Origin of the sequence: Pseudomonas fluorescens, assembly GCF_000968015.1 — a bacterium.
Classification (GTDB): domain Bacteria; phylum Pseudomonadota; class Gammaproteobacteria; order Pseudomonadales; family Pseudomonadaceae; genus Aquipseudomonas; species Aquipseudomonas fluorescens_W.
Genome location: NZ_LACH01000041.1, coordinates 22,611 through 49,594 on the forward strand (window position 1 = coordinate 22,611; position 26,984 = coordinate 49,594).

Genomic DNA, 26,984 nt, shown 5'->3' on the forward strand with positions numbered 1-26,984 from the left:
AGCAAGCTCGCTCCCACAGTTGATCTTCATATGTCTGTTCCTTATCGGTTCTATCGCCATGAATATTTCAACTGCCAAAGCTCACATGGACATTCCCCAACCGGTGCGTAAAAGCCGGTTGGCCAACCCCGGCTGGTTCCTGGTCAGCCCCTCGGTGGCGCTGTTGCTGCTGTGGATGATCGTGCCGCTGGGCATGACTGTTTACTTCTCGCTGATCCGCTACAACCTGCTCTATCCCGGCGAGAACGAGTTCGTCGGGCTGGAGAACTTCAGCTACTTCCTCAGCGACTCGGGTTTCCTGCCCGGCGCCACCAACACCTTGTTGCTGGTCGGCAGCGTGCTGCTGATCAGCGTGGTGTTCGGCGTGTTGATCAGTGCGCTGTTGGAGGCCAGTGAGTTTCTCGGTCGCGGCATCGTGCGGGTGATGCTGATCTCGCCGTTTTTCATCATGCCAACCGTCGGTGCGCTGATCTGGAAGAACCTGATTTTCCACCCGGTCTCGGGGATCCTCGCCTACGTCTGGAAGTTGTTCGGCGCGCAGCCGGTGGACTGGCTGGCGCACTACCCGCTGCTGTCGATCATCATCATTGTGTCCTGGCAATGGCTGCCGTTCGCGATCCTGATCCTGATGACCGCCATGCAGTCCCTCGACCAGGAGCAGAAGGAAGCCGCGCGCCTCGACGGTGCCGGGCCGATCGCGATTTTCTGGCATCTGACCTTGCCGCACCTGGCACGGCCGATTGCCGTCGTGGTGATGATCGAAACCATCTTCCTGCTCTCGGTGTTCGCCGAAATATTCACCACCACCAACGGCGGCCCCGGCTACGCCTCGACCAACCTCGCCTACCTGATCTACAACCAGGCGCTGGTGCAGTTCGACGTCGGCATGGCGTCCGCGGGTGGCTTGATCGCGGTGGTGATCGCCAACATCGCGGCCATCGTGCTGGTGCGCATGATCGGCAAAAACCTGACAGACAAAGCCTGAGGCCTGCGCCATGACCCTTCAACAATCCCGCCGCCTGCAAAGCCTGCTGCTCGGCACCCTGGCCTGGGCCATCGCGATCCTGATCTTCTTCCCGATCTTCTGGATGGTGATGACCAGTTTCAAAACCGAAATCGATGCGTTCGCCACGCCGCCGCAGTTCATCTTCACGCCCACGCTGGAGAACTACCTGCACATCAACGAGCGCAGCGATTACTTCAGCTTCGCCTGGAACTCGGTGGTGATTTCCTTCAGCGCTACGGCTCTGTGCCTGCTGATCGCGGTGCCGGCGGCCTACTCGATGGCGTTCTACGAAACCAAACGCACCAAAGGCACGCTGCTGTGGATGCTCTCCACCAAGATGCTGCCACCGGTGGGCGTGCTGATGCCGATCTACCTGTTGGCCAAGAGTTTCGGCCTGCTGGATACGCGCATCGCCCTGATTGTGATCTACACACTGATCAACCTGCCGATCGTGGTCTGGATGATTTACACCTACTTCAAAGACATCCCCAAGGACATCCTCGAAGCCGCTCGCCTCGACGGTGCCACGCTGTGGCAGGAAATGGTCCGGGTGCTGCTGCCGATTGCCAAGGGTGGCCTGGCGTCCACGGTGTTGCTGTCGCTGATCCTGTGCTGGAACGAGGCGTTCTGGTCCTTGAACCTGACCTCGTCGAAAGCCGCACCGCTGACCGCGTTGATCGCCTCGTACTCAAGCCCCGAAGGTCTGTTCTGGGCCAAGTTGTCGGCGGTGTCGACGCTGGCCTGCGCGCCGATCCTGATCTTCGGCTGGATCAGCCAGAAACAATTGGTCCGCGGCCTGTCGTTCGGCGCCGTGAAATGAATATCCCTGTAGGAGTGAGCCTGCTCGCGATAGCGATGTGTCAGGCACCGATGATGTCGACTGACACGGCCCCATCGCGAGCAGGCTCACTCCTACAAAAAGCCTGTTCGGCTTAATCGAATAACAACATGCGGAGGCCCATCACCATGGCCAACCTGAAAATCAAGAATCTGCAAAAAGGCTTCGAAGGCTTTTCCATCATCAAAGGCATCGACCTGGAAGTGAACGACCGCGAGTTCGTGGTGTTCGTCGGCCCGTCGGGCTGCGGCAAATCCACCCTGCTGCGCCTGATCGCCGGCCTGGAAGAAGTCAGCGGCGGCACCATCGAACTCGATGGCCGCGACATCACCGAAGTCAGCCCGGCCAAGCGCGACCTGGCGATGGTGTTCCAGACCTACGCCCTGTACCCGCACATGAGCGTGCGCAAAAACATGTCGTTTGCCCTCGACCTGGCCGGCGTACCGAAAGCCGAAGTCGAGAAGAAGGTCGGCGAAGCGGCGCGCATCCTTGAGCTCGGGCCGATGCTCGAACGTAAACCGAAACAGTTGTCCGGCGGCCAGCGTCAACGCGTCGCCATCGGCCGGGCCATCGTGCGCAATCCGAAAATTTTCCTGTTCGACGAACCGCTGTCCAACCTCGACGCCGCGCTGCGGGTGCAGATGCGCCTGGAACTGTTGCGCCTGCACAAAGAACTCAAAGCCACGATGATCTACGTGACCCACGACCAGGTCGAAGCCATGACCATGGCCGACAAGGTTGTCGTACTCAATGGCGGTAAGGTTGAACAAGTCGGCTCGCCGCTGGATCTGTATCACCAGCCGGCCAACCTGTTTGTCGCCGGGTTCCTGGGCACGCCGAAAATGGGTTTCCTCAAGGGCAAAGTCACCCGCATTGAGCGCCAAAGCTGCGAAGTGCTGCTGGATGCCGGTACCCGCATCACGCTGCCTCTGAGCGGCGCCAACCTGAGTGTCGGTGGCGCGGTCACCCTGGGCATTCGCCCGGAGCATCTGAATCTCGCGCAAAGCGGCGACTGCACCTTGCAGGTCACCGCCGACGTCAGCGAACGCCTGGGTAGCGACACCTTCTGCCACGTGGTGACCTCGTCCGGTGAAGCCTTGACCATGCGCGTTCGCGGCGACCTGGCCAGCCGCTATGGCGAGTCGCTGAGCCTGCATCTGGACGCCGAGCACTGCCATTTATTCGATGCCGACGGTGTCGCGCTGACCCGCCCACTACGCGCTGCGGCCTGATTTCGAGACCTTGTGATGAAACTCAATAAACAGAACCTCAACCGCCTCGCCCCCGAAGTGGTCCTGCCCGCCTACGCCCTGAGCGACACCCGCCAAGGCATCGCGCACATCGGCGTCGGTGGTTTTCACCGGGCGCATCAGGCGTATTACACCGATGCGTTGATGAATACCGGCGAAGGCCTGGACTGGGCGATTTGCGGTGTCGGCCTGCGCGCCGAGGACCGCCGCGCCCGGGACGATCTCAAAGAGCAGGATTACCTCTTCACCCTGTTCGAGCTGGGCGATACCGACGACACCGAAGTCCGGGTGATCGGCGCGATTCGCGACATGCTGCTGGCCGAAGACGGCGCTGCAGCGCTGATCGACAAACTCGCCAGCCCCGAGATCCGTATCGTTTCGCTGACCATTACCGAAGGCGGCTACTGCATCGACGACAGCAACGGCGAGTTCATGGCCCAACTGCCGCAGATCCAGCACGACCTGGCACACCCGAACGCACCGAAAACCGTGTTCGGTTTTCTCTGCGCCGCACTGGCTAAACGCCGTGCAGCCAGCACGCCCGCGTTCACCTTGATGTCCTGCGATAACCTGCCGCACAACGGCGCGGTCACTCGCAAAGCGTTACTGGCTTTCGCCACCCTGCGCGATGTCGAGTTGCGGGACTGGATCGCCACCCACGTGAGTTTCCCCAACGCGATGGTCGACCGCATCACACCGATGACCAGCACCGAACACAAGCTGCAACTGCACGATAAACACGCTATCGACGACGCTTGGCCGGTGGTCTGCGAACCGTTTGTGCAGTGGGTGCTGGAAGACAAGTTCGTCAATGGCCGACCGGCCTGGGAAAAGGTCGGCGTGCAGTTCACCGACGACGTCACGCCCTATGAAGAGATGAAAATCAAACTGCTCAACGGCAGTCACCTGGCGCTCACTTATCTAGGGTTTTTGAAGGGTTACCGCTTCGTTCACGAAACCATGAACGACCCGCTGTTCGTGCGCTACATGCGTGCCTACATGGACCTGGACGTGACCCCGCAACTGTCACCCGTGCCGGGGATTGACCTGACCGAGTACAAGAACACCCTGGAGGCGCGCTTCTCCAACCAGGCGATTGCCGATCAGCTGGAGCGCGTGTGTTCGGACGGCTCGTCGAAGTTTCCGAAGTTCACTGTGCCGACGATCACTCGATTGATTGCTGATGGGCAGGAGACCAAACGAGCGGCATTAGTCGTGGCGGCTTGGGCGCTGTATTTGAAGGGCGTGGATGAGAATGGCGATACCTACAGCATTCCTGATCCGCGGGCGGCGTTCTGTCAGGCGTTGGTGGCGGATGATGCGTTGATCACGCAGCGGTTGCTGGCGGTCGAGGAGATTTTTGGTACGGCGATTGCGCATTCGCCGGAGTTTGTGGCGGCGTTTGAGTGGTGCTGTAACAGCTTGCGTGACGTCGGAGTGACGCGGACGCTGGAACGGGTGTTGGCCTAGATTAGTTGGGTGTCAGGTGGAACCGCCCCTCACCCTAGCCCTCTCCCCAAGGGGTAGAGGGGACTGACCGAGTTGCTCTTGGAGCTACATCGACCTGAATAATCGAGTCGAACTCAGGTTTGAAAAGCACAAAGATCGGGCCCCTTTCCCCCTCTCCCCTCTGGGGAGAGGGCTGGGGTGAGGGGTGGTTTTCAGATGAACGTTACAAACCAGCAGGATCGCCCATGGCAAACCAACAACTATTCCTCGGCATCGACTGTGGCACCCAAGGCACCAAAGCCATCATTCTCGACGCCGTCAGCGGTCAGGTGCTGGGCCAGGGTGCTGCCGCGCACAGACTGATCAGTGGCGCCAATGGCCGCCACGAGCAAGACACCTCGCAATGGCTCGAGGCCTTCGCGCTTGCCACCCGCCGCGCATTGCTCGCGGCGAAGGTCGACGGCCAGGACATCCTCGGCATCGGCGTTTCCGGCCAGCAACACGGGCTGGTGCTGCTCGACGATCAGGGCCAGGTGCTGCGTCCGGCCAAACTCTGGTGTGACACCGAATCCACCCCGGAAAACGACCGTCTGCTTGCCCATCTGGGTGGCGAAAAAGGCTCCCTGGAACGCCTCGGCGTTGTGATCGCGCCGGGCTACACCGTCTCCAAACTGCTCTGGACCCAAGAACAACACCCGCAGATTTTCGCGCGCATCGCGCGCATCCTGCTGCCCCATGACTACCTCAACTATTGGCTCACCGGCCGCAGTTGCAGCGAGTATGGCGACGCCTCGGGCACCGGCTATTTCAATGTGCGAACTCGTCAGTGGGATTTGCAGCTGCTGCGTGACATCGATCCCACCGGGCGACTACAAGCCGCGCTGCCGGAGCTGATCGACGCTCATCAAGCCGTCGGCACGATCCTGCCGAGCATCGCCGAACACCTGGGCATCAACCCACAGGCGCTGGTCTCCAGCGGCGGTGGCGACAACATGATGGGCGCCATCGGCACCGGTAATATCAAGCCCGGCGCTATCACCATGAGCCTCGGTTCTTCGGGGACGGTCTACGCCTATGCGGATCAACCGAAGGTCAGCCCGGACGCTTCAGTCGCAACGTTCTGCTCCTCCAGTGGTGGCTGGCTGCCGCTGATTTGCACCATGAACCTGACCAACGCGACCGGGGTAATTCGCGAGCTGTTCGAGCTGGATATCGAACAGTTCAACGAACTCGTCGCACAAGCCCCCATCGGTGCCGAAGGCGTGTGCATGCTGCCGTTCCTCAACGGCGAGCGCGTCCCCGCCCTGCCCCATGCCACCGGCAGCTTGCTGGGGTTGACGATGACTAACCTGACGCAGGCCAACCTGTGCCGAGCGGTGGTCGAAGGCACGACCTTCGGTTTGCGTTATGGGCTGGACCTGCTGCGCCAGAATGGCTTACAAAGCCGCAGCATCTGCCTGATTGGCGGCGGCTCGAAAAGCCCGGTGTGGCGGCAGATCGTCGCTGACATCATGAACACCCCGGTGATCTGCACCGAACAAAGCGAAGCCGCGGCCCTTGGCGCCGCGATTCAGGCGGCGTGGTGCAAGTCCAGGGAAAACGGGCATGAAGACAGCCTGGAGGATCTATGCGAGCGTTGTGTGAAGCTCGATCCGGCCAGCGAAACCTTGCCGATCGCAGACAATGTGACGGCCTGTCAGCAGGCCTACGAACGCTATCAACAGCATGTCGCAACCCTTTAAAGAGTGAACAACTATGTACCTGGTGTGTGGCGAAGCGCTGTTCGATTTCTTCAGTGAAGACGATGCCAGCGGCCTGGCTTCAAAAGTGAATTTCAAGGCGATTGCCGGCGGTTCGCCGTTCAACGTCGCGGTGGGTTTGCGTCGTTTGGGGGTGGATGCGGCGCTGTTTGCCGGCCTGTCCACCGACTACCTCGGTCGGCGCTTGCAGCAGGTCCTGCAGGATGAAGGCGTGCGCCCGGATTATCTGGTGGATTTCGCTGCGCCTACCACCCTGGCGATGGTGGCCGTCGGTGCCAATGGTTCGCCGCATTACAGCTTCCGGGGCGAAGGCTGCGCGGATCGTCAGCTGAAAGCCGAGCATCTGCCGGAACTGGGCCCTGAGGTACGCGGCCTGCACATCGGCTCTTTTTCGCTTGTAGTGCAACCGATTGCCGACACGCTGCTGGCATTGGTGCAGCGGGAAAGCGGCAAACGCTTGATCAGCCTTGATCCCAACGTGCGGCTCAATCCTGAGCCGAATATCGATTTGTGGCGTTCGCGGATTGCGACCTTGGTTGAGCTGGCCGACCTGATCAAAGTCAGCGATGAGGATTTGAGCCTGTTGTACCCCGAGCAGGATCCGCAACGGGTGATTGAAGGCTGGCTGCAGCATCGCTGTCAGTTGGTGTTTCTGACCCGTGGTGGCGAGGGGGCGACAGTGTTCAGCCGTCTGCATGGCGCCTGGTCGGTGCCGGCGAGTTCAGTGAAAATCGCCGACACCGTGGGCGCGGGCGATACATTCCAGGCGGCGGTGATTACCTGGCTGACGGAGCAGCAGCTGGATTCGGTTGAGGGCGTGCAATCGCTCGGCCGCGAGCAGATCGACGGGATGTTGAAGTTTGCGGTGCAAGCCGCGGCACTGACGTGCAGCAAGACCGGGCCGGACTTGCCGTATCGCCAGCAACTCACCTGACACACCTGGCACACCCGATACACCTCCTGTAGGAGCTGCCGCAGGCTGCGATCTTTTAATTTTGGCCATTAAAAGCAAGATCAACAGATCGTCCGAACGCGGCCCGAGCCTTCGGCAGCTCCTACCGGTCAGAGCACCGAAAAGTTGTAACTCACAATCAACCGGGTCTCATCGACATCCCGGGCAAACTTCTCGTAGTTGGTCCGGTACGTCGCATTACGCAATCGCAGGCTGACATCTTTGAACGTCCCGCTCTGCACCACGTACTTGAGCTCGCTGTCGCGCTCCCACTCCTTCCCTTCCTGATCACTGCCCAGCACCTTAATGTGATCACCGTTCACGTAGCGGGTCAGGAAGCTAAGGCCATTGATGCCAATCGCCTTGAAGTCATAGTCATACCGCAACTGCCACGAGCGCTCCTGCGCAGCGGCGAAGTCGTTGACCTGTACATAGTTGACCAGGTACGGATTGGTCCCATCCAGATACGGCATCGAATTGTCGCCGTTCATGCGCTGCCAACCGGCGCTGAAAGTGTGACCGCTGATAGTGTAAGCAAGCATGCCGCTCAGGGCACGGTTGTCGATGGAGCCTGCACGCGCAGCGCCGCTGTCGGCACTCTTGAGCAATCGAAGGTCAGCCTTGAGCACGCCGTCGCCCAACGGCTGGTTGGCCAGCAAACCGATGAAGTGCTGACGGTAAATGTCCTCCAGTTCGGCGTAGTGATATTGGCCGGTCAGGCGCTCGTTGACCTTGTAGTCAAAGCCGTACATGTCGAAATGATCGGCGGTGACGTTGCAGGCATAACGCTTGTTCTTGCAGTGCACGCGGATGTCCTGGGAATCGGTGGAATCCCGGGCGGTGTACTTGTCCAGCCGCGCCGCCATAAAGGTCAGGTCCTTGACCTCTTTGGAGGTGAGCATTGCGCCGTTGAACATCGTCGGCAGCAACCGACCATCGTTGTACTTGAGCAGCGGCACGTCGGGCAGCAGTGCGCCGTACTTCAATACACTTTGCGAGAATCGCACTTTGGCGGTCAGACCGAGTTTCGCGTATTCGTCTTTCGACCCGCGCGGATCCTGCCCCGTGGACGGCAGCAAACCACTGTTGCTGCTGTCGGCGCTGGAATCGAGCTTGAGCCCCAGCATGCCCAAGGCATCGATGCCGAAACCGACGGTGCCTTCGGTGTAACCCGATTGCAGATTGAGAATAAAACCTTGAGCCGACTCTTCACGCTTCGAAGCGCCCTGCTCGTTGGGCGTGTGCCCATCCCGGAAGTCGCGATTGAAATACACCGTGCGCGACTCGATTTTCGCCGTGGTGTCGTCGATAAAACCGCTCGCGAAAGCCGACCCGGTAAAACCGGCGCACAGGACTAAAGCGCCGAAGCCGAGTGACTGGCGCGCGGTGATGAGAGTAAAGGGGGGACGCATGAAAAAAAGCTCCAACAGTGCAGCGTTTGCGCAAGGCGCAATAAGCCAAAGAAATAGCCTTCGCCCCGGACAAGTAACTTGCCAGGATGAAGTGGATACACAGAAGTGAGCGGCGATGATGGCAGAAGGCTGTTACGGGCTACAGACGACTTTAGTCGGTAAATGACGGTTCGCTTCCTTGAACGAGGCGCTTTAATCCTGCACCATCCGCCCCAGCTTATTCAAAGGACGGAATTAAAGGCATGCTGGACGCGAACGCAACCCATATTTCCCTGACGCTGGAAGGCGTTTCCGTTGACCTTCAGGTACTTAGCTTCGTCGGTCGCGAAACCCTCAATCAGCCGTTCTGTTTCGACATCGAACTGGTCAGCGCACGCCCCGACCTGAAACTCGAAGAGTTGCTGCACAAGCCCGGCTGCCTGACCTTCGGCGCCACCGGCAAAGGCATCATCCACGGTCTGGTGTACCGCATCGAGCAAGGCGACTCCGGCAAAAGCCTGACCCGTTACAGCATCAGCCTGGTGCCGCAACTCGCCTACCTGCGCCACAACCATGACCAGCAGATTTTCCAGCATTTAAGCGTGCCGAAGATCATCGCTCAGGTCCTCGAAGCCCGCGGCATCCTGGCCGACGCCTACAGCTTCCAACTCGGCGCGATCTACCCGGAACGCGATTACTGCGTGCAGTACGACGAATCCGACCTGCATTTCATCCAGCGCCTGTGCGAAGAAGAAGGCATTCACTTCCACTTCCAGCACTCGTCCAGCGGTCACAAACTGGTGTTCGGCGATGACCAGACGGTGTTCCGCAAACTCGCGCCCGTGGCCTATCAGCAAGATTCCGGCATGGCCGCCGAGAAACCGGTGATCAAACGCTTCAACCTGCGCCTGGAAACCCGCACCACCCGCGTCAGCCGCCGCGACTACGACTTCGAGAAACCGCGCATCCTGCCCGAGGGCTCCGCCAAAAGCGCGTTCGCCCCGGACCTGGAAGACTACGACTACCCCGGCCGATTCACCGACCGCGAACGCGGCAAGCAACTGGCCACCCGCGCCCTGGAACGTCACCGTAGCGACTACAAGCTTGCCGAAGGCAAAAGCGACGAGCCAACCCTGGTCAGCGGCCACTTCCTGGCCCTGAGCGAACACCCGCGCGCCGAGTGGAACGACCTCTGGCTGCTGCTGGAAGTGGTGCACGAAGGCAAACAGCCGCAAGTGCTCGGCGCAAACGTCACCAGCGACGTCACCCAGAACAAAGACGATTTCCACCAGGGCTACCGCAACCGCTTCCTCGCCACCCCGTGGGACGCGCACTTCCGCCCTGCCCTCGAACACCCGAAACCCAAAGTCCTCGGCAGCCAGACCGCCATCGTCACCGGCCCCAAGGGCGAAGAAATCCACTGCGATGAATACGGCCGCGTCAAAGTCCAGTTCCACTGGGACCGCGAAGGCCAGGCCGACGACAACACCAGCTGCTGGCTGCGCGTCGCCACCGGCTGGGCCGGCAATGCCTACGGCGGCATCGCCATCCCGCGCATCGGCATGGAAGTGCTGGTGTCATTTATGGAAGGCGACCCCGACCAACCGCTGATCACCGGCTGCCTGTACCACAAGGAAAACGTCGTCCCGTACGACCTGCCGGCGAACAAGACCCGCAGCACCTTCAAGACCCTGAGCTCACCGGGCGGCAACGGTTACAACGAGTTTCGGATTGAAGACAAGAAAGGCGCAGAACAGATTTATCTGCACGCCCAGCGCGATTGGGATGAAAACATTGAGCACGACCAGAAGATTCGCATCGGCAACGAGCGGCACGACACGGTCGAGGCCAATGTTTTCAGCGAATTCAAGGTTGAAGAACATCGGATTACCCACCTCGATCGCAAGACTGAGACCCGGGCTAATGACCACTTGACGGTTGCCGTGACTCAGCATGTAAAGGTGGGGACGGCGCAGTTTGTCGAGGCGGGTCAGGAGATTCACTACAACGCCGGGGAAAAGGTTGTGGTTGAGGGTGGCATGGAGCTGACGGCCAAGGCTGGCGGGAGCTTTGTGAAGATAGATGCCGGGGGCGTGACGATCAGTGGTGCGCAGGTAAAAGTTAACTCCGGCGGTGGTCCCGGCGCGGGGACAGGGATTCAGATTCTCCCTCCTGTTATTCCATGGGCCGCCGCCCAGGACAAAGCAGGTGCCCTGCTCGTCCCGGCGGCCGTGCAAATGGCCATGGCCAAAGCCGCCCGTGCGGCTGGCGACATCCGCTGCCCGATCTGCGAAGCCTGCCGTGAAGGCAAGTGCGACCTGGGGACTGCGGCATGAGCGACGCACTGAACAACTGGCTCGGCGAACAAACCCGGCTCAATCGAGTCCTGATCCTCGCCCTCGACAGCCTCGCCGAACCCAACCCGGTCACCTCGCTGTACAGCGCCGGCCTGATGCAGCGCTCGGTGCAACTCTATCGAGGCACCCAGTACGCCGAGTTCGCCCCCATCAGCCCATGGCTGACCGAACTGACCAACCCAAGCGCCGACGCCTTCCGCAAACTGCTGGACGACCCACAGCGAAACTGGGGCTGGATCGGCAGCATGGACAAGGCCGACCTCGACAGCCTGACCCAACACTGGCGAGCACGGATGGTCATTGACGAAGACGGCGAGCGCTCGTTGTTCCGATTCCAGGACAACCGCGTGATTGCTCGTTGCCTCGCCAACCTGAGCGAGACCGAACGACCCGTGTTATTGGGCCCGATCAGCAGCGTGCTGTATTGGGACGAGGAACAATGGAAAAGCGCAGATAACGCCCGCCCCGGCATGTACCCCGTGCCAAACCCGGCGCCATGGCTGCGCATCCCCAACTCGCCGGACCGCAGCCGCAGCATCCTGCGCGAAAACATCAAGCGCTGGCTCTTGGTGCACCACGTCGAAGCCGCCGCCAAACTCTCCGAAACCCGCAACGTTCGCGAGTGGCTGGAAGAACAGATGGACTTGCTCGAAACCTGGCAATGGAACAAGCCGGAACAACGCGAGTTCATGCTCAGCCTCAGACTTGATCCCAAATGTGCAGACGACGTGGCTTGGCAGCCATTGCCGGGTGAGACGCCAGAGCAACATTTTGCAAGGTGTCAGCGGGTGTTTGATGCGAGCTTGGGTAAGTCAGAGCGTGAGTGAGGCAAAGGCGTTTCGCGCGCCTAGACATGTGCTTTGTTTTTTTGCTGTGGCGGGTGTGATGGCGGCTTCTGGTTGTTCGGTCATCAAGCCTACTGACAGTTTTACGTTACTGACGGAACTGCCACCGGGGTTCAGCATTAAAGGCGAAGCGTCTTATGTGCCTCGTATGGGGGAGACGTGTTCGGTGCCTGCGAAGAAAGGCAGGAACTATCCGGGTTTAAAATTCTTTGAGCAAAAGCTAAATAACGCAGCTCAGACAGCACATTTCGAAGTGCCACTGACCAGTAATGAAGGTGGCTGCCCGCTGGTAATTGATACCTTCTCATATGAGGTTGACGCCAAATATGGTGCTGACTTTCGAAATGTAGGTAGGGCCCACACAGGGGTTTCGTTTCGGGATGGAAGTGCAGAAAGTCCGAGACCTCCTCCAGTCCTAGTCTTGCAGAAACAGTGCGAATGGTTCTTTCGCACCGCAGGACCAAAACGCTACATCGTAAAACTTCTGAAATGTAGATCTGTAGAAACTCCGGATCAGGCAACCGACCCAGATGTTAAAGGTCCCATGCAACGTGCTCTGTTCGCAGGAAAGACAATAAAAGTAGTTTTCGCCATTTCAAGCGAGGAAAGTCCAGCCGTAGGCGATAACTGGGTAAAGTTCCCCGCTGGGTGGAAACGCTGCATGGGTAAGAGCCTGGAGGACCCTTATGCGTTTTGTAATGGGAACACCACCAGTTTCAAACCCTTCAAAATGCCGGATGGACGCGATTGCACCGTCTACCCAACTTGCACCGAACAAGGAAAATAAAATGCTTTCACCAGATTTTTTTACTGGACTTGTTCGAGTAGCGGCCATCGGATTAGGGACGCTTGGGGCTACAGGATGTTCTATCGCACAACAGGATAGCTTCACGCTGATCACTGAACTACCCCCCGGATTCAAATTTAAAGGAGAAGCCTCCTACGTACCTCGCACGGGGGAAAGCTGCACAGTCCCGATTCGCGAAGGAAGAAACTACCCAGGCAAAAAGTTTTTTAAACAAGAGCTTAGTAACGAAGCGCAAACAGCATACTTTGAAGTCCCGCTGACCAGTTACGAAGGTGGCTGCCCCTTGGTACTTGATAACTTCGGATATCAGGTTGACGCGAAGTACGGTGCTGCCCGGCTCGATTTAGGTAGGGCCTTCACGGGTGTTTCGTTCCGGGATGGAACCGCAGACGGTCCAATTCCTCCGCCAGTCTTGGTATTGCAAAAGCAATGTGAATGGTTGTTTCGAACTGATGGACCTGATCGTTACATCGTAAAGATTCTAAAATGTAAATCTGTGGCCACGCCCGAATTGGCAAGCGATCCAGTAGCAAAAGGTCCAATGCCTCGTGCTCAGTTTGCGGAAAAGACGATAAAAGTAGTATTCGACATTTCAAGCGAGGAAAGACCTGCAGTAGGTGATAACTGGGTGAAGTTCCCGGCTGGCTGGAAGCGTTGTATGGGAAAGAGCCTCACAGACCCTTATGCGTTTTGTCGCGGTAACACTACCGATTTCAAACCTTTCAAAATGCCGGATGGACGTGATTGCACCGTCTACCCCAACTGCACCGAATAAGGACAATAGAATGTTTTCTCGAGACTTTTTCACTAGACTTGTTCAAGCAGCAGCCGTCGGCCTAGGGACGCTTGGAGCTACAGGCTGCTCCGTCGCACAACAGGATAGCTTCACGCTAATCACTGAACTGCCACCAGGATTCAGCATTAAAGGCGAAGCATCATATGTGCCTCGTATGGGAGAGACTTGCACTGTCCCGCCTCGCGAAGGAAAAAACCACCCAGGCAAAAAGTTTTTCAAACAAGATCTTAACAACGAAGCGCAAACAGCGCACTTTGAAGTCCCACTTATTAGCGACGAAGGAGGCTGCCCTTTAGTGCTTAAAAGTTTTGGTTATGAAGTAGACGCAAAGTATGGCGCAGCCCGACTAAATATAGGGAGAGACTACACTGGGATTTCCTTTGAAGACAAAATAAGTAACGCCTCTCCAACAACGTTTCCAAAAACACTTCAAAAAGAATGCCAATGGCTGTTTCGAACCGTCGGCCCAAAAAACAATATAAGCAAGATACTTAGTTGCAAGGCAGTCGCCACCCCTACTACCCCCGAAGTATTACAACGTGATGAGCTTTCGGGAAAGTCTTTAACCGTCGTATTTTCACTGACACAAGAAGAGCTTCCTTACATGGGAGACACATGGATCAAATTCCCCGAAGGTTGGAAACGATGCCTGGGAAAAAGCATCGAGGATCCGTACGGATTCTGTAACGGAAATACGACTAATTTCAAACCATTTAAGATGCCGGATGGACGTGACTGCACTGTTTATCCGAACTGTACTGAATAAGGATATTTACTATGGAGCCGAAGGCATCATGCAAGCCTTTACTGGGTGAAAAATCACAAACCTGCCCACTTAGAGGCGATTGGATCAGTTTCCAAGTAGTAGACGAGACAGGCAGCGGCAAGCCCTATGCTGGTCTTGCCTATGTATTGCTGGACAGTGCGCGTCAAGAGTACCCAGGTGTATTGGATGGTAATGGATCGGCCAAGGTCTTCAATCATTATCAAGGGCCAGTGGTTCTGACTCTGAATACGCCCTATTCAGGAACAGACGAATATTACAAAGCTCTTTCACAACGAAAAAAATATCCATTACCCATCACTCAGTTCCAAGTCAACGCAGAACAAACCCGTTTTGTTCGAAAAGATGGTTTACGTGTTGAAAACAACCCTGCAAAGGTCGGCGCTGATCAGTTTTTTCACGTTGAAGTTCAGGACCTAGTAAAAAAATCTGCTCATCTTCCTCCCGGATCCAAAAGAAAGTATCCACCAAACTTCAACTTGCTAAAAACCTTGGGAGACATCGGTTTCGGCCCAGAGGAGTCTGGGCTATTTGGCGTTGCGTTATTACCTAATAAACACACAGTACTTGAGGTCCGCCCACTGCGTGCTTTCCGCCCAATGCTTTCGAAAGACAAAGAATTTAGTGCTTTGAACTTGTATCAACTTTCTTTGTTTGCCAGCTTGAGCTACGCTAATTTTGGTCAGGAGCCACCTGAACAGCCAACTGACACTATCAAGTTCCCTCTCGACCCTAGCGTTGGAAATCTTTTTGGAAGTGAACTAGCTAGTTTTCGAGAGGCTTGGAAAGTGAACGCCGCCCAAACCACCCCTTACTACCCGCTTTATGAGGATGTACCTTACTCAAAACGTTTCGAGATTCTGCCGTTCGATCCAACACTCTATGATCAAAACAAACCTGGATTGGGTTTGGCGCAGGAGCACCCCGCAAAATGGCATTTCTTCGATGATAGTGAAATAGAAGGTGGTACTAATACACAGGCGTTCATAACTCACCATGACGAAGTCATCCTAATCTCAGTCCGTGGAACTCTAGAACTCGTGGACTTTGTGCGAGACACCGATGCAGAGCAAGTTCCATTTGAAGAAGGTGTAGGTAAAACTCACCAAGGCTTCTACGAAGCCTATAAGGCAATGAGCAACTTTGTTCAAGTCTATCTCGAGCAGTTTTATACTGGACAAAAAGTCATTATTTGCGGACATAGCCTGGGCGGAGCAATCGCAACATTGCTCGCAGAGGCGTTACGACGCAATTCAAATGCGTACGACATATTGCTTTACACCTACGGCTCCCCACGAGCCGGCGACGCAGACTTCGTCAACGGCGCTGCAGGGCTGGCCCATCACCGCATGGCCAATAACAACGACCCGATCCCAAGTGTTCCCGCCCCCTGGATGAACACTCGCAAAAGTATCTGGGTGCCCGGCGTAATCATCAGTTTTATCACCGCCCCGTTAGGCGCACTGATTTTTGCTATAGGCCTGTCGCGAACTGGCGGCGCGCCATACGAGCACCACGGTAATTTGCACCATTTCATGCCCGTCCACTTCAAAGGGCGTGAGCAATCCGCTGTACTCTGGGATCCGGGTTGCGACTCCATCGAAGAAGCGGCTTGCACCAAAGCTATAAAAAAGTTCGGAGACATGCCTGACCGCGACGCTTTTGTGCTGCAACTGTTCCAGATGGGCGATCACTTCATGGTGCCCTCCTACATTCCTTACGCTTGGGCAACATTGCGCCGTTGTCAGCAAACCCAGGAAAGCGGAACGACGGTGGTGACCAAAACAGAGTACGACCAGATTTACTACCAACTGCAAGAGATGCAGGACCGTCTTAAGTCGAAAGAATCCGAACTGAGGTTCGCTTCCCAATCTGACCGTCGGCAATCCCAGCAAGAGGCGAATTTGTTGAGAGCGGAAATAGGACGACTGGATACGTCCCGACAACGGATTCATACCATGAGCTTCCTTAAACTGACGCCCGAGGACGTTTACGGCTCAGCCACTCAGGCACCGGAACATAAAATCAACGTAGATCGCTGGATGGCGAAAAAAGAAAACAAAGTCGAGGTCCAGCTCGCGATGATTCCTGATGTACGCAGCAGTGACCTGAGAACAGCGTAGTTCTCAGGAAACATTTACTCGGTGCGCCCCGCAAAACAAGCCAGTTCCACAGGAGACTGGCTTGTTTAGTACTGCGGTACCGTCAGACCGGAGCCTTCCACCCCATCATCTGCTGCTGCGCAACCAGCAGCAAATCGCTCCCATCCTGCGTCAGCAGATAAAGCGCGTGAGTAATGTGCGGAATATCTTGAACATCACCGTTCTTGAAACACTGGCAATGGAGCGTTTCAAGTAACTGGCTGGCGGCTCGGACACGCTGTAAAGCGGCTTCGAGGATGTCTTGGGGATTGGCCTGTGTATCGATGACCATTGGGTTTGAGTCGGTAACGCTGCTTTTGATTGAGCGATAGCGATCGGGAAATGGATTTAGCGTTGGCATAGTAATTACTCGAGCATTAATTAGTAATCGCCAGCACCGTGACCAAACGATGGAGGCGGCTGTGTACAGGCTTGGTCAACCGCTAACACTCAAAACGGCTCGCCCGAAAGCGTCCTGCACACAGCCACCATTGCAACGCACTACGAGACGTAGAAGTCCGCAGCGCGAATGATGGCACATATGTGCAGTGTTAATCAGGTGACCAAACCTGTTCGCTGATTTTGCAGCGACGCCAAACAGTAAGCGTTAGTGACCGGCAGGCGAAAGACGACAAAGAGTCCGAGCGTGTAGGAACTCGCCGAAGCTCCCTCAGTTTTTTTACCTACATGAAACCTCTGACAGAAACCTCCTTACGACAGGCGGCATTCAGTCGGGTTAACCATCGCTTAACCCCGCGGTCCAAAACTTTACTGGACCGCACGCCCTCAGAGTTCTCTGACGCCCAGTGCGGCAGGTTCGACGCCTAAATGTCGAGCTGACTTTAGCCTGCATCGGAGATCGTTCATGAACATGCGCACCTTGCTGATCACCACCGCCCTCGCCTGCACCGCGTTTGCCGGACTGGCTCAGGCCAATGACACTTCCAGCTCCCAGGCGGTGCCGTACCACTACGGTATGCCGCTTCACGTGGGCAAGGTCATTACCTTGACCGAACCGCAGACGCTGGACTGCAAAGTGGTCACAGCCGACATGAAGTACATCGATAGCACCTCGGGCAAGCCTGCGGAAATCTCCTACCGTAAACTTTCCGACGCCTGCAGTTATCAGAACTGACTGAAAGGTCTGATTCAACACGTTGCGGTATTCCTGTGAGGGGTTCTGGCGCTATGCTCTAGCGCCTCCCCTCCACTGCCGCAAGGATTCGCCATGCAGTTATCGTTTCGTGCCTTGTCGACTTTTACCGCCGCGCTGTGTTTTCTGTTGGCCCTGGTCTGGGGTTTGATGCCCGACTGGTTGCTGTCGATCTGGAGCATCGAATATTCGTTGGCGGTGGGCGTTGTTGCGCGGCGCAGTGCAATGCTGTTCGCGGCATTGGGCGTGATGTTTTATCTGGTTCGAAACGAGGCACCTTCGATCACCCGCCATGCGCTGACCAATGGTTTCATGGTCGGCTGCTGGGGGCTGGCAGCACTGGGCTTCGGCGAATGGCTCAATGGCCATGCCGGCCCGGGCATATTGCTTGCAGTGGTGGTCGAACTGGCGCTCGGCCTGGCGTTTCTCCAGACCAAGCGCGTGTCGATGGAACTCGAAACCGTGGGTTAAAGCGCTTTTCTGTCTGGATGCAGGGTCTGGGCAATGGTTTGGTGCTGCATGTCAGAACGCAGCCCAGCGATCAGGTCATTGATTTCCCGGCAACCATTTAGCTGTTTGGCATTTATTCCTGTCTTCACCAGATCGAGATGATCGGTTTCACGATCGGAATACACCTTAACGGTCATCGACAGGTCCGGCGACAGCGTGCATTGACAACGTTTCGGCAAAAAACTGCTTTCAATGATATTGCGAAGTTCCAAGGCAGAAAGAAACATGTCGACCCTCTCCTTTATGTGAGACTTCCAAGCAACGATCGATACTGACGCAATGAAATCCCCGGTCAGCTTAAGACCAGCTACAGCATAAAACATGCCTAGGATTTCGCACTGCAGCTCATCGGCAAATCAACGATTTAGCGAAACTGCGCGTAAATAGCCCATGCAATACGCAAGAAAGGCGTTGTGGTGCCCCTGCAATTTGCATACATCCAGCGTCAAGTTTGCATTGGCCGACGACGCCAGTAAGAATGCGGCCAATCAAATCAGTATCCGCTGACCCCACTCGCACGCAAGGAGGCACCATGGGTTCTTTGACCTGTATCACTACCGTCGGGCTGATTTTTGCCGGGCTGTCGACCATCGCTCACGCCTCGAAACTCGAAGAAGTTGCGCCGTTTCCGAAGCCCGAGAGCGGTTTCACCCGCCAGGTCATTCACGTTGCCCAACAGACTCAGGAAGACAGCTTCCAGGTCGAAGTGCTCGCTGGCAAAACCCTGACCGTCGACTGCAATCGCCAACGCCTGGGAGGCATTCTCGAGGAGAAAAACCTCGAAGGCTGGGGCTACCCGTTCTACCGACTGGAAAAAGTCATCGGCCCGATGAGTACGCAAATGGCCTGCCCGGACGGTAAAAGTAAAAAGGACTTTGTGCCGGTGGTTGGTGACGGTTTCATGCTGCGCTACAACAGCAAACTGCCTATCGTGCTCTACGTGCCCAAAGACATCGAAGTCCGCTACCGGATCTGGTCAGCGTCGAGCAAGGTCGAGAAAGCCGTTCAGGAATAACCGTTCTATCCCGTTACAGGAGCGCCATTTTGATTACCTGCCACGTCAAATATGTGATCGATCCGTATCAACTCAGCGAATTCGAAGCCTACGCCAAGGCGTGGCTCGGCATCGTCGAGCGTTTGGGCGGTACGCACCACGGGTACTTCCTGCCTTCCGAGGGCGCGAGCAATATCGCCTACTGCCTGTTCAGCTTTCCTTCGCTGGCGGACTACGAAAGCTACCGGCATATCGCGATGACTGACGCCGAAAGCACCGCGCTTGTAGCTTCGCTGGTCGAGAAGAAGTTTATCGTCAGTTACGAGCGGACCTTCTTGCGCCCGCTGCTGGCCTGACACCGCTCACGCCGGGGCGCCGCTCAATGCGGCGCGCTCGGCCACATGGCGCAAACTGTCGAAATTGATATTGGCGCCCGAGTCGATGGCTACCAGTGTCTGGCCACGGGCACCGGTCTGCGCCACGTACTTCTTGATTCCGGCCACCGCCAAGGCACCGGAAGGTTCGGTGATCGAGCGGGTATCGTCGTAGATATTCTTGATGGCGGCGCAGAGTTCGTCGTTGCTGACGGTCAACACCTCATCGACGCAAAACCGGCAGACGTCGAAACCATAAGCACCGATCTGTGCGACGGCCACACCGTCGGCGAAAGTGCCTACAGTCGGCAGGACAACTCGCTCGCCGGCCTGTAATGCCGCATATAAACAGGCGGAATGCTCCGACTCGACGCCAATGATGCGGACTTCAGGTCGCAAGTATTTGACGTACGCCGCGATGCCGGCGATCAGGCCGCCACCCCCCACCGGGACGAAGATCGCGTCCAGTGGACCTTGATGCTGACGCAGGATTTCCATGGCCACCGTGCCCTGCCCCGCGATCACGTCCGGGTCGTCGAAGGGCGAAACAAAAGTGCGACCGGTTTGCCGCGCCAGGTTCAAGGCATAGTCCAGCGCAAACGGAAAACTCTCACCGTGCAGCACTGCATCGGCGCCCCGGCTGCGCACACCCAGCACCTTCAGTTCCGGCGTCGTACACGGCATGACGATGGTCGCCGCAACGCCCAGTTCACGGGCCGCTAATGCCACGCCTTGAGCATGATTACCGGCGGAAGCGGTGATGACCCCGCGAGCCTTTTGCTCATCGCTCAACTGCACCAGTTTGTTGTAAGCGCCGCGGATCTTGAAGGAAAAGGTCGGTTGCAGGTCTTCGCGTTTGAGCAGGATTTGATTACCGAGCGCCTCGGACAACGCGGGTGCCGGTTGCAGCGGCGTACGCACGGCGAGTTCGTACACGGGCGCGGCGAGGATCTTTTTCACGTAGTGCTCTAGCAAGGTCTGCTGGGCGGTGGTGCTGCTCATGGTTGTCTCCTGTCATGCACCGACTGTGTGTAGGAGCTGCCGAAGGCTGCGATCTTTTGATCTTGGCGTCCGCAAGAAAGATCAAAAGATCGCAGACTTCGGCAGCTCCTACGCCGGTCGGCGTTGGTTCAAGACCCAGGAGGTAGAAAGTAAAAACCCGCCTCTAGGGCGGGTTGGGTGCTGCAGTCGTGAGCTAGCCCGCCAAATAAGGAATGGCGGTAATAATGCTTGGCTGGCAGCGCAATACAGTGGAAGTCATGCCCGAAAATTAACCGGACGCTGATGGCAAGTCAATGGCCAATTTTCCTCGGCCTCTGTAGGCTGACGACTCTGCTCATTGTCCCAAGGAAGGAAACCATGAAGTCTGTCGCCCTGCCCCTCATTGCCCTGCTCGCGTTCGCCGGCTACACCGTTTCGGTGATGCTTCAGGCCGAACAGTCATTGATCGACTTCGGCCTCAGCCTGATGTCGCGCCCCGACACGGCGCAGGTGGTGATTGATTTGTACCTGCTGGCGACGCTAGCAGGCATCTGGATGTATACGGACGCGCGCAAGCGGGGGCAGTCGGGATGGTCGGTGGCTCCCTACCTTTTGATCACCGCTATTTTCGTCTCCATCGGGCCGCTGTTGTACCTCGTGGTCCGTGGCCTGCAGGATCGGAGAAAGTCTGGTCAGGCACCTCAAGAGGTCTGATCCAGGAGTTGTTGTACCGTTGAGATTGCCTGCTCGCGAAGGCAATCCGACAGCCGCCAAAGCTACTTCGCCAACCGCCTGAGCCCGAGCACCATCACTCCAGCTCCCATTAGCAGGCTTCGCCAGTTGCTACAGGTGTCGGCTACTTCAGTCCGATCTTGTACAACGCCCCGTCATCCTCATCGGTCAGCACATATAAATACCCGTCCGGGCCTTGCCGCACATCGCGAATGCGCTTGTTGAGTTCGCCCAGCAATCGCTCTTCGTGAACGACCTTGTCGCCGTCGAACTGCAAGCGGATCAACTCCTGGCTCACTAACGCGCCGATAAACACGTTGTGCTGCCAGGCCTTGAAGCGGTCAGCATCGTAGAACGCCATGCCGCTGAGGCCGGGGGACTTTTCCCAGACATGGTGCGGGGCGACGGTGCCTTCGGCGGTCTTGCCCTTGGCTTCCGGAATCGGCTGGCCGGAATAGTTGATGCCATGGGTTGCCATCGGCCAGCCGTAGTTCTTGCCACGCTCGATGATGTTGATTTCATCGCCACCCTGAGGGCCGTGTTCGTTTTCCCATAGAGTGCCGGTCCAGGGATTGAGCGCCGCGCCTTGCGGATTGCGCTGGCCGTAGGACCAGATTTCCGGGCGTACGCCGGCCTGACCGACAAAGGGGTTGTCATCCGGCACCTTGCCGTCCGGGTAGATCCGCACGACCTTGCCTTGCAGCTTGTCGAGGTCTTGGGCGGTCGGCCGGTCATTGTTCTCGCCAAGGGTGATGAACAGATAGCCGTCGCGATCGAATACCAGGCGCGAGCCAAAGTGGTTACCGAGCGAAAGCTTGGGCTCCTGGCGAAAGATCACTTTGAAATCCTTGATGGCTGTCAGGTCGTCAGACAGACGTCCGCGACCAACCGCCGTCCCGGCCTTGTCGCCCTCACCGCCACCTTCGGCATAAGACAAGTAGACCGTGCGGTCCTGCTTGAAGTCGGGCGACAACGCTACATCCAGCAAGCCGCCCTGCCCCTTGGCCCAAACCTTTGGCACACCACTGAGCGGAGCGGAAAGTTTACCGTCGGCGCTGACGACCCGCAGGTTGCCGGGCCGTTCGGTCACCAGCATCCCTTGGCGATCGGGAAGAAACGCCAAGGCCCAGGGATGTTCGAGCCCCTGGGTCATTGTCGTCACCTCAAGGGTGCCCTGTTCGCTTTTAAAATTCTGGGTTGGCGCTGCGAAAACGGGCGCCGTGACGGTGATCAGTGCGCTGGCACACAGTGTGGCCTGAAGGGTTTTACGCAACATGGACGATTCCTTTTGTCGTTCGAATGGCTGGCAAGAACGCTGTCGTGCCGTTCAACGGTTGCTGGTGTCTGCGTCTCGATGAGGCGGATTGGGAATGAATTTCGGTGGAGTGACGGAAGGCGAGCGATCCTGGGGATAGCGGTTGCCGATGCCACCGTTATCAAGCGTCGGTGGCCGCGGCACGGGCACTGTGTTTGGGCCACGGATGGCCGGCGCGCTGGGTTGCGTGCCTTGCATGCTGTTGGGGTTGGCCCGGCGAATCGGGCTGTTGTAAGGATTGCTGGTGTGGCCCGTCGGGCTCTGGGCCAACAGCAATGAAGAAGGTAGCGACGCAGTATCAGCCTGGGCCAGATGGCTCAGCACGCCACTCAACGCCAACGCGGTGCAGCCGAGCACAAATCTGTTCATGGGGAGCCTCGCGACATCAGCGTGGATAGGAACTTCGATATCACGCTACGCCCGGGGTTCGGATTTGTTAACTAAAACCTCCTTCACAAGATGTAACACGAGTTGACGCGACCGCCGATACGCCCGCAGGACCGGGCCGCAGCCCGCTGAAACTTTTGCACAGCGTCACAGGTCACCTGAACATCACTCGCGAGAAGACGACCATGGCACGGGCAATCTGGAAAGGCGCGATCAGTTTCGGTCTGGTGCATATCCCTGTGGCGCTGGTCTCGGCGACGTCCTCGCAAGGAGTGGATTTCGACTGGCTCGACAGCCGCAGCATGGACCCGGTGGGCTACAAGCGCGTCAATAAGGTCACCGGCAAGGAAGTGACCAAGGAACACATCGTTAAAGGTGTGCAGTATGAAAAGGGTCGGTATGTGGTCCTCAGTGAAGAGGAAATCAAGTCGGCGCACCCGCTGTCCACTCAGACCATCGACATCTTTTCCTTTGTCGACAGCGACCAGATTCCCCTGCAAAACATCGATACGCCCTACTACCTCGCGCCGGATAAACGCGGTGGCAAGGTCTATGCGCTGTTACGCGAAACGCTAAGCAAGACCAATAAAGTCGCCCTCGCTCATGTTGTGCTGCACACGCGTCAGCACCTCGCCGCGCTGATGCCGCTGGAATCGGCAATGGTATTGGTGATGCTGCGCTGGCCCGCCGAAGTGCGAAGTCTGGATACGCTGGAGTTGGGCAGTGAAGTGACCAAACCGGAACTGGCCAAGGGCGAACTCGAGATGGCCAAGCGTCTGGTTCAGGACATGAGCGCCGACTGGAAACCAGACGACTATCGCGACAGTTTTGAAGACAAGATCATGGCGCTGGTCGAGAAGAAGGCTAATGAAGGCAAGATTGAGGATGTCGAGACGGCGACGGGTGAAGAGGAACGGAAAACCGCGGATGTTATTGATTTGACCGAACTGCTTAAACGCAGTCTTGGGGGCAAGAGTGCGGGTAAAACGAAACCCGCCGCAAACAAAAAAGCCACGAAGACTTCTCGTGGCTGATTGATAAATTTGCGGTGAATGTTATGGCCCCATCGCGAGCAAGCTCGCTCCCACAGGGGATCGCGGTTAACTGTGGGAGCGAGCTTGCTCGCGATGGCTTTATCTGCCGCGACACTACATTCAGATCAGCACGAGAATCGCCAGCAAACCACCAAAAATCGCCCACTTCTCCAGGTAATAGAGCTTGCGATTACGCTTCTTCAGCGCTTTGCCGCGAAGGCGGATCTTGTAGATTTTGGCGAACAAGCGGTTGATAGCACCGGTCTTGTCACTCGCATCGTTCGGTGCGCCCGCCGCCGACATCACGTTACGGCTGAACCAGCCATTGAACGCCGCCGCCCAGCGGTACTTCATCGGCCGCTCAACGTCGCAGAACAGAATGATGCGGTTCTGTTGGGTGGTGTTTTCGGCGTAATGAATGAAGGTCTCGTCGAACATGACCGCTTCACCGTCGCGCCAATGGTAGTTCTCACCATCGACGTTGATGTAGCAACCAGCATCGTTCGGCGTTTCCAGGCCCAGGTGATAGCGGTAGGAACCGGCATACGGATCGCGGTGACGGACCAGTTTGGAACCCGCTGGCAACTCGGCGAACATCGCAGCCTTGATCGAGCCGATGCTTTGCACCAGTTCGGTGGTGCGCGGGCAGAGTTTCATGGCCGAAGGATGGCTGTCGCCGTACCACTTCAGGTAAAAACGTTTCCAGCCAGTCTTGAAAAACGAGTTGAAGCCGACGTCGTCGTATTGATTCGAGCGCTTGATCTCCCCGGCCCTGAGCAGGTTCTGGCCCTCGGCGCGAATTTCTTCCCAGTGGTCTTGCAGCGGACTCAGATCAGGGAAATCGGCTGGATTGAGATAAGGCTTGTTGGGGATTTTCGAGAACAGATAAAGGAAGCAGTTAATCGGCGCCAGAAATGTCGAATGGTCGCTCAGTTGGCGGCCGAGCTTGTGACGCACACGTCCGCGCAAGTGAACATACGCAATGGAAACAACGTAAATAGCGGCAATGATCAATTTCACAAAAAATCGTCACACGTCAGAAGTGAACATACTGCGCCCCTTGCCGGCCAATCGGCCCAAGGGTCTTGTGCAGCGTCTGAATATGAAACAACGGTCCCGAAGGACGCGTCCTTGAGCCTATGCCGCCTGTCGGCATCAGGTGATAGATGGCATTTTAGCCGCAGTTTGTAACCAATAGTTAACCTTCAGATGTGAAAATCTGTCCACTGATGCTGCCAAAGTGGCCGTGCGGCCTTAACGCCCTATCGTTTAAAGAGCCAGACCAGTACAATCGCCGCCAAACATTACGCGCCCCCCTTGGTTGATGACGGGAATGAACCCCGTCTCAGCGCACTTCGACTCGGGCCAAGCGCTCCATATGCTGCTGTCCACTTATTGCCAGATGGACCTTCCGCTTCTGACCGGGATGCATTTCCTGTGGTTCGAAAACCGGAAACGGGTACTGAATCGGTACTGCCGCAACCCTAGCTACTCTGAATGCTTCGCAGGAAAAACCTTTGATCTCTACAGCTAACATCACGATGCAGTTCGGCGCCAAGCCGCTATTCGAAAACGTTTCGGTCAAATTCGCCGCGGGCAACCGCTACGGCCTGATCGGCGCCAACGGTTGCGGCAAGTCGACTTTCATGAAAATCCTCGGCGGCGACCTCGAGCCGTCCGGCGGCCAGGTCATGCTCGAGCCGAACGTGCGTCTGGGTAAATTGCGCCAGGACCAGTTCGCGTACGAAGAATTCACCGTGATCGATACCGTGATCATGGGTCACGAAGAGCTGTGGAAGGTCAAGGCCGAGCGCGACCGTATCTACTCGCTGCCGGAAATGACTGAAGAAGACGGCATGGCCGTGGCCGAGCTGGAAACCGAGTTCGCCGAAATGGACGGCTACACTGCCGAATCCCGCGCCGGCGAACTGCTGCTGGGCCTGGGTATCGGCATCGAGCAGCATTTCGGCCCGATGAGCGAAGTGTCCCCGGGCTGGAAACTGCGCGTATTGCTGGCTCAGGCGCTGTTCTCCGATCCTGAAGTGCTGTTGCTCGACGAACCGACCAACCACCTGGACATCAACACCATCCGCTGGCTGGAAAACATCCTGACCCAGCGCTCCAGCCTGATGATCATCATCTCTCACGACCGTCACTTCCTGAACAGCGTGTGCACCCACATGGCTGACCTGGATTACGGCGAGCTGCGCCTGTTCCCGGGCAACTACGACGAGTACATGACCGTGGCGACCCAGTCCCGCGAGCAACTGCTGTCGGACAACGCCAAGAAGAAAGCGCAGATTTCCGAGCTGCAATCGTTCGTCAGCCGCTTCTCGGCCAACGCCTCGAAAGCCAAGCAGGCCACTTCCCGCGCGAAGGCGATCGACAAGATCCAACTGGCTGAAGTCAAGCCTTCGAGCCGTGTGAGCCCGTTCATCCGTTTCGAACAAACCAAGAAGTTGCACCGTCAGGCGGTCATCGTCGAGCGCATGGCCAAAGGCTTCGACGGCAAGACATTGTTCAAAGACTTCAGCTTCCAGGTTGAAGCCGGGGAGCGCGTGGCAATCATCGGCCCGAACGGTATCGGTAAAACCACCCTGCTGCGCACCCTGGTCAACGAACTGACCCCGGATGCCGGTACCGTGAAGTGGACCGACGCCGCGGAACTGGGCTACTACGCCCAGGACCACGCGCACGACTTCGAAGACGACTGCAACCTGTTCGACTGGATGGGCCAATGGACCCAGGGCGGCGAGCAAATCGTTCGCGGCACCCTCGGCCGGATGTTGTTCTCCAACGATGAGATCCTCAAGTCGGTCAAGGTCATCTCCGGTGGTGAGCAAGGTCGCATGCTGTTCGGCAAACTGATCCTGCAAAAGCCGAACGTGCTGATCATGGACGAACCAACCAACCACTTGGACATGGAATCCATCGAGGCGCTGAACCTGGCGCTGGAGAACTATCCGGGCACGCTGATCTTCGTCAGCCACGACCGTGAGTTCGTATCGTCCCTGGCCACCCGCATCATCGAGTTGAGCCCAAGCGGCGTGATCGACTTCAGCGGCACGTATGACGACTACCTGCGTAGCCAGGGTGTTGTGTTCTAAGCGTTCGCTATAAATGAAAA

At 57.1% G+C, this 26,984-nt stretch carries 25 protein-coding genes and 1 pseudogene; 19 read left to right on the plus strand and 7 right to left on the minus strand.

Annotated features, from left to right (window positions below; genetic code table 11):
- Positions 1–58: 58 nt before the first annotated feature.
- From VD17_RS18755 to VD17_RS18780, 6 genes are all read left to right on the plus strand, one after another.
- Positions 59–985 (plus strand): carbohydrate ABC transporter permease, encoded by a 927-nt coding sequence (locus tag VD17_RS18755; RefSeq protein WP_046055095.1) that lies wholly within the window; start codon positions 59–61, stop codon positions 983–985.
- A 10-nt stretch (positions 986–995) separates the two neighbouring features.
- Complete coding sequence (locus tag VD17_RS18760; protein WP_033055010.1) at positions 996–1,826, plus strand: carbohydrate ABC transporter permease; 831 nt, start codon at positions 996–998, stop codon at positions 1,824–1,826.
- A 146-nt stretch (positions 1,827–1,972) separates the two neighbouring features.
- Positions 1,973–3,076, plus strand: coding sequence for an ABC transporter ATP-binding protein (locus VD17_RS18765; protein WP_046055096.1), 1,104 nt, complete (start codon positions 1,973–1,975; stop codon positions 3,074–3,076).
- A 15-nt stretch (positions 3,077–3,091) separates the two neighbouring features.
- Positions 3,092–4,564 (plus strand): mannitol dehydrogenase family protein, encoded by a 1,473-nt coding sequence (locus tag VD17_RS18770; RefSeq protein WP_046055097.1) that lies wholly within the window; start codon positions 3,092–3,094, stop codon positions 4,562–4,564.
- 224 nt (positions 4,565–4,788) lie between these two features.
- Complete coding sequence (gene xylB / locus VD17_RS18775) at positions 4,789–6,285, plus strand: xylulokinase (RefSeq protein WP_046055098.1); 1,497 nt, start codon at positions 4,789–4,791, stop codon at positions 6,283–6,285.
- Between the two features lie 13 nt (positions 6,286–6,298).
- Positions 6,299–7,237, plus strand: coding sequence for a carbohydrate kinase family protein (locus VD17_RS18780; protein WP_046055099.1), 939 nt, complete (start codon positions 6,299–6,301; stop codon positions 7,235–7,237).
- Positions 7,238–7,365: 128 nt separating this feature from the next.
- Here VD17_RS18780 and VD17_RS18785 read toward each other — a convergent pair whose 3' ends face one another.
- Complete coding sequence (locus VD17_RS18785) at positions 7,366–8,667, minus strand: OprD family porin (protein ID WP_046055100.1); 1,302 nt, start codon at positions 8,665–8,667, stop codon at positions 7,366–7,368.
- Positions 8,668–8,909: 242 nt separating this feature from the next.
- Here VD17_RS18785 and VD17_RS18790 point away from each other — a divergent pair, with 242 nt between their 5' ends.
- From VD17_RS18790 to VD17_RS18800, 6 genes are read left to right on the plus strand one after another with little or no spacing between them, the layout of a single operon-like run.
- Entirely contained in the window at positions 8,910–10,982 is a 2,073-nt protein-coding gene (locus tag VD17_RS18790) for a type VI secretion system Vgr family protein (protein WP_046055101.1), read from the plus strand.
- Positions 10,979–11,830 carry a DUF4123 domain-containing protein gene (locus tag VD17_RS18795; RefSeq protein WP_046055102.1) on the plus strand — a complete coding sequence of 284 codons (852 nt, stop codon included), beginning with the start codon at positions 10,979–10,981 and terminating at the stop codon, positions 11,828–11,830. The genes VD17_RS18790 and VD17_RS18795 overlap by 4 nt, the downstream gene beginning before the upstream one ends.
- The gene (locus VD17_RS31690) at positions 11,823–12,635 is read left to right on the plus strand and encodes a hypothetical protein (RefSeq protein WP_259674576.1); all 813 of its coding nucleotides are present in this window, start codon (positions 11,823–11,825) and stop codon (positions 12,633–12,635) included. Before VD17_RS18795 ends, VD17_RS31690 begins: the two co-directional genes overlap by 8 nt.
- Complete coding sequence (locus VD17_RS31695) at positions 12,535–13,431, plus strand: hypothetical protein (protein ID WP_259674577.1); 897 nt, start codon at positions 12,535–12,537, stop codon at positions 13,429–13,431. The genes VD17_RS31690 and VD17_RS31695 overlap by 101 nt, the downstream gene beginning before the upstream one ends.
- 10 nt (positions 13,432–13,441) lie before the next feature.
- Positions 13,442–14,218 (plus strand): hypothetical protein, encoded by a 777-nt coding sequence (locus VD17_RS31700; RefSeq protein WP_080932035.1) that lies wholly within the window; start codon positions 13,442–13,444, stop codon positions 14,216–14,218.
- Positions 14,219–14,229: 11 nt separating this feature from the next.
- Positions 14,230–16,359, plus strand: a complete 2,130-nt coding sequence (locus tag VD17_RS18800) for a lipase family protein (protein WP_046055103.1) — start codon at positions 14,230–14,232, stop codon at positions 16,357–16,359.
- Between the two features lie 82 nt (positions 16,360–16,441).
- Here VD17_RS18800 and VD17_RS18805 read toward each other — a convergent pair whose 3' ends face one another.
- On the minus strand, positions 16,442–16,738 hold the full coding sequence (locus VD17_RS18805) for a hypothetical protein (RefSeq protein WP_046055104.1): 297 nt from the start codon (positions 16,736–16,738) through the stop codon (positions 16,442–16,444).
- Positions 16,739–17,242: 504 nt separating this feature from the next.
- On the opposite strand from VD17_RS18805, the gene VD17_RS18810 reads away from it, so the two are divergent.
- Positions 17,243–17,512, plus strand: coding sequence for a DUF2790 domain-containing protein (locus VD17_RS18810; protein ID WP_046055105.1), 270 nt, complete (start codon positions 17,243–17,245; stop codon positions 17,510–17,512).
- A 93-nt stretch (positions 17,513–17,605) separates the two neighbouring features.
- Complete coding sequence (locus tag VD17_RS18815) at positions 17,606–18,001, plus strand: hypothetical protein (RefSeq protein WP_046055106.1); 396 nt, start codon at positions 17,606–17,608, stop codon at positions 17,999–18,001.
- Here the strand turns inward: VD17_RS18815 and VD17_RS18820 are convergent.
- A complete protein-coding gene (locus tag VD17_RS18820; protein ID WP_046055107.1) occupies positions 17,998–18,267 on the minus strand; it encodes a DUF1652 domain-containing protein in 270 nt (89 codons plus the stop codon). The genes VD17_RS18815 and VD17_RS18820 overlap by 4 nt on opposite strands.
- Before the next feature lie 305 nt (positions 18,268–18,572).
- Here VD17_RS18820 and eco point away from each other — a divergent pair, with 305 nt between their 5' ends.
- Both eco and VD17_RS18830 read left to right on the plus strand, forming a co-directional pair.
- Positions 18,573–19,055 (plus strand): serine protease inhibitor ecotin, encoded by a 483-nt coding sequence (gene eco, locus VD17_RS18825; protein ID WP_046055108.1) that lies wholly within the window; start codon positions 18,573–18,575, stop codon positions 19,053–19,055.
- Positions 19,056–19,084: 29 nt separating this feature from the next.
- Positions 19,085–19,390 (plus strand): NIPSNAP family protein, encoded by a 306-nt coding sequence (locus VD17_RS18830; protein WP_033055038.1) that lies wholly within the window; start codon positions 19,085–19,087, stop codon positions 19,388–19,390.
- Positions 19,391–19,414: 24 nt separating this feature from the next.
- Here VD17_RS18830 and ilvA read toward each other — a convergent pair.
- A pseudogene (gene ilvA, locus VD17_RS18835) lies at positions 19,415–20,410 on the minus strand (threonine ammonia-lyase, biosynthetic); the annotation flags it as partial.
- Between the two features lie 357 nt (positions 20,411–20,767).
- Between ilvA and VD17_RS18840 the strand changes: the two are divergent.
- Entirely contained in the window at positions 20,768–21,103 is a 336-nt protein-coding gene (locus VD17_RS18840; RefSeq protein ID WP_046055109.1) for a DUF2834 domain-containing protein, read from the plus strand.
- Positions 21,104–21,245: 142 nt separating this feature from the next.
- On the opposite strand, the gene VD17_RS18845 is transcribed toward VD17_RS18840, so the two are convergent.
- Both VD17_RS18845 and VD17_RS18850 read right to left on the minus strand, forming a co-directional pair.
- A complete protein-coding gene (locus tag VD17_RS18845) occupies positions 21,246–22,397 on the minus strand; it encodes a PQQ-dependent sugar dehydrogenase (RefSeq protein ID WP_046055110.1) in 1,152 nt (383 codons plus the stop codon).
- 51 nt (positions 22,398–22,448) lie between these two features.
- Positions 22,449–22,805: a hypothetical protein gene (locus VD17_RS18850; RefSeq protein WP_046055111.1), complete on the minus strand. Its 357-nt coding sequence runs from the start codon at positions 22,803–22,805 to the stop codon at positions 22,449–22,451.
- A gap of 203 nt (positions 22,806–23,008) precedes the next feature.
- Between VD17_RS18850 and ku the strand changes: the two genes are divergently transcribed.
- Positions 23,009–23,857 (plus strand): non-homologous end joining protein Ku, encoded by an 849-nt coding sequence (gene ku, locus VD17_RS18855; RefSeq protein ID WP_046055112.1) that lies wholly within the window; start codon positions 23,009–23,011, stop codon positions 23,855–23,857.
- Positions 23,858–23,977: 120 nt separating this feature from the next.
- Here ku and lpxO read toward each other — a convergent pair whose 3' ends face one another.
- Positions 23,978–24,877: a lipid A hydroxylase LpxO gene (gene lpxO / locus VD17_RS18860; protein WP_046055113.1), complete on the minus strand. Its 900-nt coding sequence runs from the start codon at positions 24,875–24,877 to the stop codon at positions 23,978–23,980.
- 497 nt (positions 24,878–25,374) lie between these two features.
- Between lpxO and VD17_RS18870 the strand changes: the two genes are divergently transcribed.
- Positions 25,375–26,964: an ABC-F family ATPase gene (locus VD17_RS18870; protein WP_080932037.1), complete on the plus strand. Its 1,590-nt coding sequence runs from the start codon at positions 25,375–25,377 to the stop codon at positions 26,962–26,964.
- Positions 26,965–26,984 lie beyond the last annotated feature (20 nt).